This is a genomic window from Kribbella sp. NBC_01245, from assembly GCF_036226525.1.
Taxonomy (GTDB): Bacteria; Actinomycetota; Actinomycetes; order Propionibacteriales; family Kribbellaceae; genus Kribbella.
In genome coordinates this window covers 851,844-865,453 of the sequence record NZ_CP108487.1, presented here as the reverse complement: position 1 = coordinate 865,453, position 13,610 = coordinate 851,844, and the positions used below count along the sequence as shown (strand labels likewise).

The 13,610-nt window shown below is 67.3% G+C and carries 12 protein-coding genes; 8 read left to right on the top strand and 4 right to left on the bottom strand.

The window, feature by feature from the left end; translation table 11 throughout:
- Positions 1-93: 93 nt before the first annotated feature.
- Positions 94-408: an STAS domain-containing protein gene (locus tag OG394_RS03655; protein ID WP_328993399.1), complete on the bottom strand. Its 315-nt coding sequence runs from the start codon at positions 406-408 to the stop codon at positions 94-96.
- 139 nt (positions 409-547) lie between these two features.
- On the opposite strand from OG394_RS03655, the gene OG394_RS03650 reads away from it, so the two are divergent.
- The 3 genes from OG394_RS03650 to OG394_RS03640 are packed head-to-tail and all read left to right on the top strand — an operon-like array spanning position 548 to position 3,203.
- Positions 548-1,249, top strand: coding sequence for a response regulator transcription factor (locus tag OG394_RS03650; RefSeq protein ID WP_328993398.1), 702 nt, complete (start codon positions 548-550; stop codon positions 1,247-1,249).
- A 5-nt stretch (positions 1,250-1,254) separates the two neighbouring features.
- Entirely contained in the window at positions 1,255-2,610 is a 1,356-nt protein-coding gene (locus tag OG394_RS03645) for a sensor histidine kinase (protein WP_328993397.1), read from the top strand.
- Entirely contained in the window at positions 2,607-3,203 is a 597-nt protein-coding gene (locus OG394_RS03640) for a GerMN domain-containing protein (RefSeq protein ID WP_328993396.1), read from the top strand. Before OG394_RS03645 ends, OG394_RS03640 begins: the two co-directional genes overlap by 4 nt.
- On the opposite strand, the gene OG394_RS03635 is transcribed toward OG394_RS03640, so the two are convergent.
- Positions 3,200-4,783, bottom strand: a complete 1,584-nt coding sequence (locus OG394_RS03635) for a glycoside hydrolase family 43 protein (protein ID WP_328993395.1) — start codon at positions 4,781-4,783, stop codon at positions 3,200-3,202. The genes OG394_RS03640 and OG394_RS03635 overlap by 4 nt on opposite strands.
- A 62-nt stretch (positions 4,784-4,845) precedes the next feature.
- Here OG394_RS03635 and OG394_RS03630 point away from each other — a divergent pair, with 62 nt between their 5' ends.
- The 4 genes from OG394_RS03630 to OG394_RS03615 all read left to right on the top strand — a co-directional run bounded on the left by OG394_RS03630 (position 4,846) and on the right by OG394_RS03615 (position 9,653).
- A complete protein-coding gene (locus OG394_RS03630) occupies positions 4,846-5,883 on the top strand; it encodes a LacI family DNA-binding transcriptional regulator (RefSeq protein WP_328993394.1) in 1,038 nt (345 codons plus the stop codon).
- 264 nt (positions 5,884-6,147) lie between these two features.
- Positions 6,148-7,179: an ABC transporter permease gene (locus OG394_RS03625; RefSeq protein ID WP_328993393.1), complete on the top strand. Its 1,032-nt coding sequence runs from the start codon at positions 6,148-6,150 to the stop codon at positions 7,177-7,179.
- Positions 7,176-8,057, top strand: coding sequence for a carbohydrate ABC transporter permease (locus tag OG394_RS03620; RefSeq protein WP_328993391.1), 882 nt, complete (start codon positions 7,176-7,178; stop codon positions 8,055-8,057). The genes OG394_RS03625 and OG394_RS03620 overlap by 4 nt, the downstream gene beginning before the upstream one ends.
- Before the next feature lie 36 nt (positions 8,058-8,093).
- A complete protein-coding gene (locus OG394_RS03615) occupies positions 8,094-9,653 on the top strand; it encodes an ABC transporter substrate-binding protein (RefSeq protein ID WP_328993390.1) in 1,560 nt (519 codons plus the stop codon).
- Here OG394_RS03615 and OG394_RS03610 read toward each other — a convergent pair.
- Positions 9,632-10,354 carry an alpha/beta fold hydrolase gene (locus OG394_RS03610; protein WP_328993388.1) on the bottom strand — a complete coding sequence of 241 codons (723 nt, stop codon included), beginning with the start codon at positions 10,352-10,354 and terminating at the stop codon, positions 9,632-9,634. The two genes, OG394_RS03615 and OG394_RS03610, sit on opposite strands and share 22 nt — an antisense overlap.
- A gap of 5 nt (positions 10,355-10,359) precedes the next feature.
- Positions 10,360-11,391, bottom strand: coding sequence for a LacI family DNA-binding transcriptional regulator (locus tag OG394_RS03605; RefSeq protein ID WP_328993387.1), 1,032 nt, complete (start codon positions 11,389-11,391; stop codon positions 10,360-10,362).
- A gap of 74 nt (positions 11,392-11,465) precedes the next feature.
- Between OG394_RS03605 and OG394_RS03600 the strand changes: the two genes are divergently transcribed.
- The gene (locus OG394_RS03600) at positions 11,466-13,565 is read left to right on the top strand and encodes a glycoside hydrolase family 36 protein (protein ID WP_328993386.1); all 2,100 of its coding nucleotides are present in this window, start codon (positions 11,466-11,468) and stop codon (positions 13,563-13,565) included.
- Positions 13,566-13,610 lie beyond the last annotated feature (45 nt).

Genomic DNA, 13,610 nt, shown 5'->3' with positions numbered 1-13,610 from the left:
CGCTGCTCGTGCGCTGACGACTACTCACTGTAGTGACATGCTGTTCGCGGACGCGGTGGTTCCGCGTGTCGCTAACGAAGAGCCGACTGGTGGTTAGGAGTCGTCTTCTACTTTGAAGACGCGGTCTAGGCCGGTGCGGCGGAGGAGGTCGGCGGCTTTGCGGTCGGCGTGGCGGATGACGACGCCGCCGCCGCGTTGGCGGCAGACGCGGTGGGTGTCGAGGAGGGCGGCCAGCAGGGTCGACTCGATTTGTTCTACGTCGGAGATGTCGATCACGACCAGGCAGACGCCGTCCATCACCAGGTCTCGGAGGCGCCAGCGCAACGCCGATAGGCCGTCCGCGAGGAGTTCGTCGGACAGGGTCACGATCGCCTTTTGCGGCAACGGGCTGTGGGCGGTGTGGGTCATGACGGGTGCCTCCGACCTCGTGTAGCTGGCCTCCAGCCTCCGCGCCGGACTTTGAGTTCGTTCGAACCGGTTCTTTACGATCAGATGACGAGATCGGCATCAACCGACACGTTCGAGGCTGGTTTGCGACGATGGGCGGATGCCACTCCAAGTTCTTGTCGTAGAGGACGATGACAGGATCCGGGCGGTCCTCCGGCTCGCGCTGGAGGATGAGGGCTACGAGGTCAGCGAAGCGCCCGACAGCGAGACGGCGCTGGCACACGTGCACCAGGCGATGCCCGACCTGATGATCGTCGACCTGATGCTGGGCGAGATCGACGGCTACACCTGCATCCGTGAGGTCCGGCGCCTCAGCGACATCCCGATCGTCGTGGTGAGCGCCAGGTCGGACACCCACGACATCGTCGCCGGTCTGGAAGCAGGCGCCGACGACTATGTCACCAAACCCTTCCAGATCAAGGAGATCACCGCCCGGCTTCGGGCACTACGGCGCCGGCTCCGTACGGGTACCGAGGCGGCCGAGCCGGACGTCGTACTCGACGGCGATCCCCGGCGCAGCCTGGTTCTGTCCCGATCCAGAGGGGCCGTACGACTTGACGGCACCGACGTACACCTGACCGTCACCGAGTTCCGCCTGCTGTCCGAACTCGCGCAGGTGCCTGGCCGGGTGCTCAGCCGCCAGGCGCTCCTGGCCTCGGTGTGGGAGCACGGGTTCTACGGCGACGAGCGAATCGTCGATGTGCACATTCGCCGCCTGCGTACCAAGGTGGAACGCGATCCCTCCCAGCCACGCTTGATCGTGACCGTCCGCGGCCTTGGCTACCGGGTCGATCCACAGTGAGCTTCGTGGCCGGCCCGCTGGGGCTGCGACACCGGCTGATCCTCGCCATCGCGGCGGTTGCCCTGCTGGTGCCGGCGATCTTCGCGATCAGCACCTACGAGCTGTCACGGAACTACCTCCTCTCCCAGCGCGAGCGCACCGTCCAGCATCAGACTTTCGCCGATGCGGACTTCGTAAGGCGCAGGCTGGAGACGGCCGACGCGGACATCTCGGCCGTACTGACAGCGGCCGGAACGCCTGCTGACACCACGGTTGTGCTCAGGTGGCAAGACCGGTGGTACGCCTCTTCGCTCGACCACGGCCGCGAGACGGTACCCGAAGCGCTGCGTACAAGGATCTCGTCAGGAGGAGCGGCCTCGCAACGCATCCAGACGGCCGCCGGACCGGTCCTCGCCGTTGGGGTGCAGATTCCGTCGGCCGATGCGGAGTTCTACGAGCTGGCGCCGCTGACCGAGCTCGAAGGAATCCTGAACGTGCTGAGCATCGTGCTCATCGGCGGAGCGCTGCTCGCGGCCGCGGCCGGCGCGGGCCTCGGCGCCTGGGCGAGCCGCGCCGTCGTCGTACCCCTGAACCGGGTCGCCGGTACGGCGGCCGCGATCGCCGCCGGGCGCCTGGACAGCCGGCTGCCCGATACCCGCGACCCTGAACTCGCCACCATCGTCGGTTCGTTCAACAGCATGGTCGACACCTTGCAGCAACGCATCAACCGCGACGCCCGGCTCGCGGCGGACGTCAGTCACGAACTGCGCTCGCCCCTGACCACCTTGGTCGCCAGCGTGGACCTGCTCAACGCCCGGCGGTCGGAGTTGCCGCCACGCTCGCGCCAGGCCCTCGATCTGGTCACCGCGGACCTCGACCGATTCCGGCGGTTACTCGACGACCTCCTGGAGCTGGCGCGCTCCGACGCCGGTCTCGACAACGACACCGAAGAACCGATCGAGGTCGACCTGCTGATCTCGCATGTCCTGGCCGAGGTGGGCCACGGACCCGAACTCCTGACCTCCGGCGGACCCATCCGCGTGCGCGGGGACAAAGCGCGGCTCGGCAGGCTGTTCCGGAACCTCTTCGAGAACGCCGACCGGCACGGCGGCGGCCTGATCTCCGTCACCGCCTCCCGAACCGATGGCGATGTCGTCATCTTGGTCGACGACCAGGGCCGCGGTGTCCCGCCACCCGAACGCGAGCGCATCTTCGACCGCTTCGCCACCGGCCGAACCGGACGCGGATCGTCCTCGGGAACCGGCCTGGGCCTCGCCCTCGTGGCCGAGACGGCCGCCGCCCATCAGGGAGCCGTCTGGTGTACGGAAACGCCAGGCGGCGGAGCGCGTTTCGTCGTACGACTCCCAGCGGAGCCCGCATGAGGCCGGGCACCTCGCTTCTGGCCGCTGTCGGCGCGCTGCTGATCGCGGCGACCGGCTGCGGCGTCGCCGGCCAGAATGAACCCGTCGGGATCGACCCCACCGCCATCCCGAGCCAGTTGCGCAGCGGAGCCACGGAAACACCAGCACCCCCGAGTACGTCGGACCCGGCCACCTCCGCCGTGACGGTGTACTTCGTGCGCGACGATCGTCTCGTCGGCCTCCGTCGCGAAGCACCGCGGACACCGCCAGCCGCCCGGATCGAGTCCGTCCTGCAGTCGCTCACCGCGGGACCCACTGATCTCGAGCAAGGTCGGGCAATCGCCTCGGCGCTACCGCCGGACCTGCAATTGACGGTCATCGCCCACCAAGGACAACTGGTGGACCTGGAGCTGTCAGGCGACACAGACGGCCGATCCCCAACAGAGAACGTGCTCGCGGTCGGCCAGATCGTCCTCTCGATCACCGCCCTCCCCACGGTCGACGAGGTTCGCCTGATCCGCGACGGCGCACCCGTCGAAGCACTTCTCGCAGACGGCGCACTCACCACCAACCCACTGAAAGCCTCCGACTACGCCTCCCTCACCTCGCCCTAAACCGTTGGCTCCTGGGCGATTTCGAAGAAGGCGAAGTCGGCGGGCATTCGGCCGGCGTAGGAGTCGACGGCGGCGAGGCCGGTGAAGGCCCCGGTGAATCGCAAGGCACTGCCGTAGTCGTCGGAGAGGACGGACGCGTCGTGCAGTGGACCGACGTCGTGCCACTTCTCGCCGTCGAAGGACACCGCGAACTGGAGACTCGCGTGGTCGAGTGTTCCGCGCAACCGCAGCGGTGCGTTCACCTCGATCTCGGTCACGTGTTCGGTGTAGCGGCCGTCGTCAGAGCTCGCGAGTACGACGCGAGGGCCTGCCTCGGAGCCAGTGACGCCGATGAAGAAGTGCGTGGTGGTGTCGTACCAGAAGAGCAGCCCTGCTTGCTGCCCGGGGAATACCGGCGTGCAGTCGATCAAGGTCGTCACCGCGACCCGGGTGCTCGTCAGCCGTTGTGCCACCAGGCTCAACGAGAACCGCGACCGCAGACTCTGGCGTCCTCGCAGCCGCAGCCAGCCCGGGCGTTCGGTCAAGCTCAACCAGTTCGCGGTCATCGGCTGCCGAAGTGAACTCCACTCGACGGACAGCGATCCCTCCACGAACTCATCCCGCTCCACAAGTGGAACCAAGTCGTCGCTGACTGGACCAGTGGGCAGTTCCACCAACGTGTCAGGCCAGTGGGTGCCGTTGGCGAGGCGGAGCCAGCCGTCGGACGTCCAGTGGACTCGTTGCAGGCAGGTCTCGCGGCCAAGCATCGAACGGCGTTCGCCGCGGGCCAGGACTGGGCGGCTCGCGAGGTGGACCAGGTACCACTCGCCGGTCGGCGTCTGCACGACCTCACCGTGGCCCGCCTTCTGCAAGGTCAGCCCTGGGTTGTCGCGCGAGGTCAGCAGAGAGCCGTCCGGATCCAGCACGTACGGACCGTCGATGGTGCGCGATCGCGCCATCAGGATGCCGTGGTTCCAGCCGGTACCGCCCTCGGCCAGCATCAGGTAGTACCAGCCGTCGCGGCGGTATAGGTTCGGCCCCTCGACCAACTCGTCGTGGGTGAGGATCCGCCGCTGCTCCCCCACTAGGCAGCCACGCTCGAGGTCGAGCTCCTGCAGCACGATTCCGGCGAACGGCGCGCGATCCGGACGGGCGTCCCAGCTCATGTTCACCAGCCAGCTTCGCCCGTCGTCGTCATGGAAGATCGACGGATCGAAACCGCCACCACCGAGGTTCACCGGCGCTGACCACGGCCCGGTGATCGACGTCGCGCTCACCAGGAAGATGTCCAGATCCTTGAACGGACCGGCCGTCGTATAAACCACGGCGTACACGAGCCAGAACCGTCCGTCGTGATGACTGAGCGACGGCGCCCACACCCCACCGGAGTCCGGTACGCCGCGCAGCGGCAGCATCGCCTCACCAGTTAGGGCATGCCCGATCGGCCGCCACTCGCGCAGGTCGCGGGAATGATGCAGCCGGATACCCGGATACCACTCGAACGTGCTGTTCGCCAGGTAGTAGTCGTCCCCGACCCGCAGGATCGACGGATCCGGATGAAACCCCGGCAGGATCGGGTTCCGGACGGTTGCGTTGGTCATCTCACCCTAAGTTTCGTTCGAGGCTCGACCAGAGATACTGATGGCGAGCGGAGGTGGCATAGATGGTCGAGACGGTTCGGTCCGGGCCGACGATGGCGGTCGTCGCGCGGATGGCCGGGGTCTCGGTCCCGACGGTGAGCAAGGTGGTGAACGGACGTGGCGGAGTCGCCGCCGCAACCCGGGACCGGGTCACCGAGGCGCTCCGGCAGGTGGGCTACCTGCGCGCTCCCAGTACGCCGGCCGATCCGCGTGGCTCCGGACGGCTCGTGGACGTCGTCCTGCACGGCCTGCGCAGCACGTACGCGGCCAGCGTGCTCGGTGGCATCGAAGCCGCAGCTCGCGAAACCGGTCTCGACATCGTCGTCGCCGCCTCCGAGGCCGAGCTGCGCCGACGCGAGTCCCCCAGCGGCGGTTGGCTCGACCACTTGATCGACCGTGGCACCGGCGGTGTGCTGCTCGTGCTCGTCGAAACGACGGCCGCGCAGCACGAGTGGCTCACCCACTTCGGCATCCCATGCGTCATCGTCGACCCGATCACCAGCCCGCCGGACGGCGTACCGACTGTTGCCGCGAGCAACGAGAAAGGCGCGTACGCCGCGACCCGGCACCTGCTCGAGCTGGGTCATCGACGGATCGCGCACATCGGCGGCAGTCCGCCCAAGCTCTGTGCCCGGGCACGGCTCGCCGGGTACCGATCCGCGTTGGCCGACGCCGGTATCGACGTACAGCCGGAGTATGTGCTCGACGGCAACTTCCACGAGGATGAAGCGCGGACTGCGATGGAGAAGCTGCTGTCGCTGGCAGAACCGCCCACAGCGGTGTTCGCCGCCTCCGATCTGATGGCGGTCGGGGCAGGCCAGGCGATCCGCGCCCATGGCCTGCAGGTCGGCAAGGACCTCAGCGTCGTCGGCTTCGACGACGTCACCGAGGCGCGGGTGACTGTCCCGGCACTCACCACCGTCCGGCAACCGTTGATCGAGATGGGCCGGACCGGCTTGGAGCTGCTCGCTCGCCGGATGCGCGGCGAGGAGGTCACCGGGCACCTCGAGCTGCCCACCGAGCTCGTCATCCGCGAGTCCACCGCGCCACCGCCGCGGTGAACCCCGCCTTCGCGCAACCTTCTCCGGTCGACACACGCCACCAGGAAACTCCTCCACTCAGGGAACCGGCCCACGTAGCGGGATAACGTTTGCCTGGCCGGGAAGCTAAGGCGCCGAACTCGACCCCGTCAAGGCGTCGAAGAGCACGGAAAGTTTCGGTCGGGGCGTCCGGCAACAGTCCGATTCCAGGGTCTTGTCAACGCCGTTTCCCCCTTGTACGTTGCGGGAAAGCGTTTGCCTATCAACCCCTTGGAGGAGGCCATCGTGGGCCCCAGCCTGAGCACCACTGCACCCGGGAAAGAGCCCGAGGTACGTGCTCCCCGACCTGTCTCCGCCACCGAACCGGACCATGCGCCCGGGCAGCGGACGCGGAAGACCCGCAACCGGGCCGGGCATCGTCCACAGCTTGCCCTGCTGATCCTGGCGGTGCCCGCGGTCGCCTTCTTCGTCGTGTTCAGCTACGCCCCGATGGCCGGCCTGGTGGTGGCCTTCAAGGACTTCGACGTCAACCTCGGCATCTTCGGCAGTCCGTGGTCGGGGCTCGACAACTTCCGGTACTTCTTCAGCTCCGGTGACGCGCCACGAATCCTCGTCAACACGCTGTTCCTCAACCTGCTGTTCCTCGCCGCGACGATGCTGGCCGGCATCAGCCTGGCCGTGATGCTGAACGAGGTCCGGCACAAGCTCTTCAAGCGATCCGTCCAGTCGGTGATCTTCTTCCCGTACTTCGTCTCGCCGATCGTGATCAGCATCATCCTGCAGGTCCTCCTCGCCGGCGTCGGCGGCTCCGGCGGTGCGGCGAACGACCTGCTCAAGGTGTTCAGCCTGCCGGAGGTCAGCTGGTACACCGAGCCCGGTCCGTGGCCGTGGATCCTCACGGTGGTGAAGGTCTGGCAGCTCGGCGGCTATCTCAGCATCATCTTCCTGGCCGCGATCACCGCCATTCCCGAGGAGGTGTACGAGGCCGGCATGATGGACGGCGCATCCCGCGCCCAGATGGCGCTGCGGATCACCGTCCCGTTGCTCCGCCCCACCGCGGCCGTCCTGCTGGTGCTCGGCATCGGCCGGATCTTCTACGGCGACTTCGGCACCATCTACGCGATCGTCGGCGACAACGGCACCTTGTTCCCGACCACCGACGTGATCGACACCTACGTCTTCCGATCGCTGCGCCAACTCGGCGACTTCGGCACCACCGCCGCCATCGGCCTGTTCCAGTCCGTCGTCGGGTTCGTTCTGGTCGTCGCCGCCGTGATGGTGCAACGCCGCTACGCGAAGGATTCCAGCATCTTATGAGCAGCACCTCAGTACGACGGCGTTCCGTCGACCCGTTCACCGTGATCAGCGTGATCGGCGTGGCCGCGTTCGCGATCGTTTGCCTGGTTCCGTTCTGGATGATCATCGCGGGCTCGTTCACCGACGAGTCGAAGCTCTCGGTCAGCGGCTACAGCCTGTTCCCCAAGCCGTTCTCACTCGACGCCTACCAGACCATCTTCACCGGGCCGGCGGTGCTCAGCGCCTACCGCACCAGCGCGTTCATCACCATCGTCGGTACGGCGCTCTCGCTCGCGGCGACGTCCGGGATCGCGTGGGTGATCGCCCGGCGGCTGCCGTACCTCAGCAAGCCGCTGGCGATCTTCACGTACATCCCGATGCTGTTCACCGGCGGACTCGTCCCGCTCTACCTACTCGTGACGCAGTACCTGAAACTCCAGAACAGCTTGTACGCGGTCATCCTGCCGATGGTCGTCGCGCCGTTCCTGGTGTTCATCCAGGTCAGCTTCTTCCGCCAGCTCCCCGAGGAGATCCTCGAGTCGGCCCGGGTCGATGGCGCGAGCGAGCTGCGCATCTTCTTCCAGATCGCGCTGCCGTTGTCGAAGCCGATCCTCGCGGTGATCGGGCTCTTCTACGCCGTCACCTACTGGAACGAGTGGTTCCACGCGCTCTTGTTCATCTCGGAGCCGGACAAGTACCCCCTGCAGCTGCTGCTGCAGAACCTGATCTCCAGTGTCACGAACGCGGCGACGCTGCCGCAGACCACCGCCCAGGCAGCGCCGGTCTACCAGATCCGGCTCGCGCTCACGGCCGTCACCATCGGCCCGATCCTGCTCGCGTACCCGTTCGCGCAGCGCTACTTCGTCAAAGGCCTCACTCTCGGCGCCACCAAAGGCTGACCGAGTACCCCATCTTTCACAAAGCAGGAGCTCTCCATGTCCGCACCACATTCCTTGTCCCGACGCGGCTTCTTGGCTGCCAGCGGTGGCGTCTCGCTGGCCGCTCTGTTCGGCCTCACCGCTTGTAGCGATGGAGGTCAGGCCTCTGGCGGCAGCGCCGACGGCCTGAAGCTCCTGCTCCCCGGAGCCGTGCCGGACGGCTGGGACGCCGTACTAACCGCCGTCAACAAGAAGCTGCAGGAGGACCTCGGCTTCACGATCGCGCCGCAGTTCATCAACTGGACCAACTACGGCGATCAGGCACTTCTGAAATTCACCGCCGGCGAGAACTTCGACACCGCTCTGCAGGCGCGCTGGCTGAACATGTCGCAGCTGGCCGGCAGCGGGTCCCTCGTCGACGTCGGGCCGCTGATCGACAAGTACCCGAACCTGAAGAAGACGCTGAACGACAAGCTGCTCCAGCTGAACAAGTGGAACGGCAAGTTGTGGGGCATCCCGCAGGTCAACAGCGCGGGCCGGATCCACCACTTCGCCATTCGCCAGGACCTGGCCGACAAGTACGGCACCAGCGAGATCAGCGACTACGCCGCGCTGGAGAAGTTCTGGTACGACGTCAAGCAGCGCGACTCGAAGATCGTCCCGATCGCGCTCAGCCAGAACCAGTCGAACCTGACCTGCGTGCCCGGCCCGGTCGCGATGTTCAACGCGCACGCGTGGGAGAACCCGACCCGGATCGGGCAGAGCTTCAGCGGCAACTCGATGCCGTTCTTCCTGGCCGCGGACGCGAAGACGACCGGCAGTTCCCGGCCGATCCCGTTCTGGGAGGAGCCTGGTGTGGTCGACGCGCTGCGGACGATCCGGAAGTACTACCAGGACGGCATCATCAACCGCGACGCGCTGAACGCGGACGCGGCGACGTCCAAGGGCCTGTTCACCAACGGCCAGACCGCCAGTGCGTGGGCGACCACGGACGGCCTGTCGACCACGACCCTGCTGCCGGGTCTGCTGAAGGCCGTGCCGGCGGCCAAGCTGGCGAACGTCATCCCGCTGAAGGGTGGCAAGTCCGCCAAGCCGAACCAGACCTTCCAGTCCGACAACTTCACCGTCCTGAACGCCAAGGGCGCCAGCAACGAGCGGGCGATGCAGCTCGAGGACTGGCTGTCGATCAAGGCGAACCACGACCTCATCTCGTACGGGGTCGAGGGCAAGGACTGGAAGCCGGTCGGCGAGGACAAGTTCGAGCCGCTGAGCACGTACGCGTTCCCCGGCTTCGCGCTCTGCTGGCGGACCTCGCTCGAGCGGCGGTCGGCGCAGATGACGGAGTCCGAGGCCGACTGGTTCACCTGGGCGCAGGACTACGACAACTTCACCGTCGACACCTTCGCGGGCTTCATCCCCGACGTCACCCCGGTGAAGCGCGAGGACGCGCAGATCTCGCAGGCCTTCACGCAGTACGGGAACCCGTTGTTCTTCGGCGCGGTGGACGTCGACGCCGGCCTCGACAAGCTGAAAAAGGCTGTTTCGTCGGCCGGTCTCGACAAGGTCCAGGCCGAGATGGAAAAACAGGCCAACGCCTACCTCTCGGCCAACCGCTGACGCCTGAGCAGCTCCGCGAAGCGACGCGGGTACTGCTGGTGGAGGTAATGGGTGGCGCCGGGCCAGACTTCGATGGCGGAGCCGGCCGGCCAGGTGAGCGAGCGGGCGAAGTCCGCGGCGGACTCGGTCGAGTAGAGACTGAGGCACGGCTGGGTCAGCCTCGGCTGGAACGCCCTCGTCGCGGCCCGCGCACCGATGCTGCCCGGCGCCAGGTACATCGACTCGAAGAGGTCTGCCAGCACAGAACCCGGTGTCCGCGACATCTGTGCCCGAACCTCTTCATGGAGGGCGTTGCCGGCCAGCGCCCGATCGACGAACTCGACGCCTGCCTCGGTCCCGCGCCGCCGCAGATCCGCCAGTACGTCGGGACTGTGCGCGATCTCGGCCTCGTCGGCGCCGTACGCCGGATCGATGACGACAATCGCCTGCACCAGTTCGGGATAGCGAGCCGCGAGCGATACGACGACCTGCCCGCCCATCGAGTGGCCCACGGCAACAACTGGGCCACCATCCGCGACGAGCTCTGCCAGGTCGTCGGCGAGTTGATCGATCGTCAGGCCGCTCGCGGCCGGGGCCTCGCCATGGCCCGCGAGATCAGGGGCGAGCACGTCGGCCCACGGCGCCACCAGTTCGGCGATGTCGTCCCATGACCGGCGATCCGCTCCCCAACCGTGAACAAGGAGAAGTCGTGACCTACCCATCAACGTCACCGGCGGCGCGCCCGCACGGCGGCCGTGGACTCACGGATGACGAGGGACGGCGTGGCGACGGAGGTCGGAACGTCCCGGACACCGGCCAGAAGGCGGGCCAACGCGTCGAACGAGCGAGCGCCGAGGTCGTTGAAGTCCTGCCGGACGGTGGTGAGCGCGGGACGCAGCATCTCGACGTACGGCTGGTCGTCGAAGCCCGCGACCGATATGTCCTCGGGCACCCGGACCTGGATGTCCAGCAAGGCCCGGAGGACGCCCGCGGCGATGTCGTCACTGCCGCACAGCACGGCGGTCACATCGCGCCGTCTGGCGATCTGCTCCCCGCAGGCATATCCGCTGCGCGGCTCCCAGGTGGCGTGCATGATCTCGGGGACCTTGGCCCCGGCCGCCTTGAGGGCAGCCCGCCAGCCGTCGGTGCGACCGGAGTGCTTCCCCATCGTTGGACCGGCGACGTGATGCACGGTCTTGTGGCCCAGACTCAGCAGGTACGACGTGACCTCACGCCCACCCGCTCGCTCATCGATCAACGCATACGCCCGCGGACCGGTACGGCGCGAACCGCCACCCGCGACCACGGTCGGAACGCCGGCCGGCATCGCCTCGATCACGGCCAGCCCAGGCCGGTCGAACTCGAGAATGATCGTGCCCGCCACCGGCTGCACGAGCACCTGGTCGATCGTCGCCGCCACCGCCTCGGGCCTGGCGGAGTCGATCACCGTGATCCCGACGTCCATCGACGCCTTCCGGGCGGCGTGCTCGATGCCCTCGATCGTTCTCGCGTAACCGTAGCTCGCGGTACCTCCGGCGATGACCGAGACCAGCGACCGCCGGCCCGAGACGAGCATGCGGGCGGCGCCGTTCGGCCGGTAGCCGATCTTGTCGATGGCGCGCCGCACCCGCTGCTCGACCTCCGGGCTGACCGGTTTCGACCCGGTCAGCACCCGCGAGACGGTTGGCACCGAGACACCCGCAAGCCGCGCGACATCGTCGAGAACGGGTGCGCGCTTGGTCCGCGAATTCGTTGCCATGAAGGGATGATAGCGATTTCCTCCCCTAGCGGAAGCTTCCGGCTCGATACCTGCCTCGGCGAGGCGGTCGCGACATGAATGTGCCGATCTTTCAATGGGGCAACGACGGCCTGCGCCTGCACATCGCCCATGGCGAGCACGAGCCGCCACGCCTGCTCGCCTTGACGATTCCCGGCGACCAGGACCCTGATCCAGGCACCCTCCTACGCTCCGCCCTGCCCGTTGTCGAGGTCGCTCTGGCCGGCGGCGGACGGCACGGTACGTCGGGCAAGCGCCACGTCGATGGATTGGCAGGGCTTGGCCTCCGGCTGGTCACCTGGCAGCAACACGTGGATGACGGAGTCCATCGGTTGCTGCTCGATCTCGCCGACCGGGACCACGGCCTCGAGGTGAAGGTCCACTACTCGATCGCGAACGGCGTACCCGCTCTCCACACCTGGGCGGAGGTCAGCGCGACGACCGGCAGCGTCGTACTGGACTATGTCTCGAGTTTCACCCTGTCGGGCCTTGGCCAGGACCGGCGGTGGGAGGACGAGCTGGCGTTGTGGCAGGCCGCGAACCCTTGGAGTGGTGAGTTCCGCTGGCGTTCCGCGTCGCTGGCCGAGCTCGGTCTGTACGACGTCGGCATGGTCGCCTACGACCAGACCGGGTCCAAGAACCGCATCGCTGTGACGAGCACCGGCAGCTGGTCGACCTCCGAACGGCTACCGATGGGGCTGCTGGAGGATCAACGCACGGGCCGGTTGCTCGGCTGGCAGATCGAGCACAACGGCGCCTGGCACTACGAACTCGGCGATCGGTACGACGCGGTCTATCTCACCGCTTCTGGGCCGACAGCCGCCGAGCACCAGTGGTCGCAGCGCCTGGAACCGGGCGAGACCTTCCGGACCGTCCCGGCGACCGTTGTCCTCGGCAACGACCTCGAAGGCGTAGTGGCAGCCCTCACCGCGCACCGCCGCCGGATCCGCCGCCCGCATGCCGACACCACGCAGGCACCGATCATCTACAACGACTTCCTCAACGGGCTGATGGCCGATCCGACGACCGAGCGCGAGTTGCCGCTGATCGAGGCGGCCGCCGAGCTCGGTGCGGAAGTGTTCTGTATCGACGCCGGCTGGTACGACGATGAGGGTGGCGGCTGGTGGGACGCGGTCGGCGAGTGGACGCCATCCGTCAACCGCTTCCCGGACGGTGGTCTCGGCGCGCTGATCAACCGGATCCGGGCGGCCGGACTGCGACCCGGGCTATGGCTGGAGCCGGAGGTCGTCGGCGTACGGAGTCCGATCGCGCGCTCACTGCCCGATGCGGCGTTCTTCCAGCGGGACGGACAGCGGCTGACCGAGTGGGGCCGGCACCAGCTCGACCTCCGTCATCCCGCCGCAAAGGCGCACCTGGACGGCGTGGTCGATCGGCTGATGGCCGAGTTCGGCCTTGCGTACTTGAAGCTCGACTACAACATCGATATCGGCGCGGGAACGGACGTGGGCGGCAGCATCGGTGCCGGATTGCTCGAGCACAATCGTGCGTACCTGGCCTGGGTGAGCGAGCTGATGGATCGCCATCCCGGGTTGACGGTCGAGGGGTGTTCGGCGGGCGGAAGCCGGACGGATGGAGCGTCAGGCGCGGTCTTCCCGATCCAGTCGCTGACCGACCAGCAGAACTTCCGGCTGATGCCGCCCATCGTCGCCGCCTCGCCACTGGCGATCACCCCGGAACAGGCCGGCGTCTGGGCATCCGTAGACGGATCCATGTCGGATGAGGAACTCGCGTTCTCCCTCATCACCAGCCTCTTGTTCCGCGTTCACCTGGCCGGCCGGATCGACACCCTGTCAACGGCCCAGCGAGCGGTTGTGCGCGAAGCCCTCAGCACCTACCGCGAACTGCGCTCCACGGTGTCAACCGGTACGCCGTGGTGGCCGCTCGGCCTCCCCGCCTGGCGCGACGAGTGGATCGCGGTCGGCCGTCGTACCGGCGATGAGCTGCTCCTGGCCGTCTGGCGGCGCGATGGCGACGCCAAGCTCACCCTTCCCCTCGATGCGGCTCGGGAAGTCGAGGTGCTCTACCCGCGCTGGGGCGGCGAGATCGTCGACGTCGTCACGAACGCACGGGGAGAACACGCACTCGAGATCGCCCTTCCCGCAAGTCACTCGGCACGACTCCTCCGCCTTTATTGATTGGAGTTTTCATGCGATTACAGACCCCAATGAGATGGCTGGCAA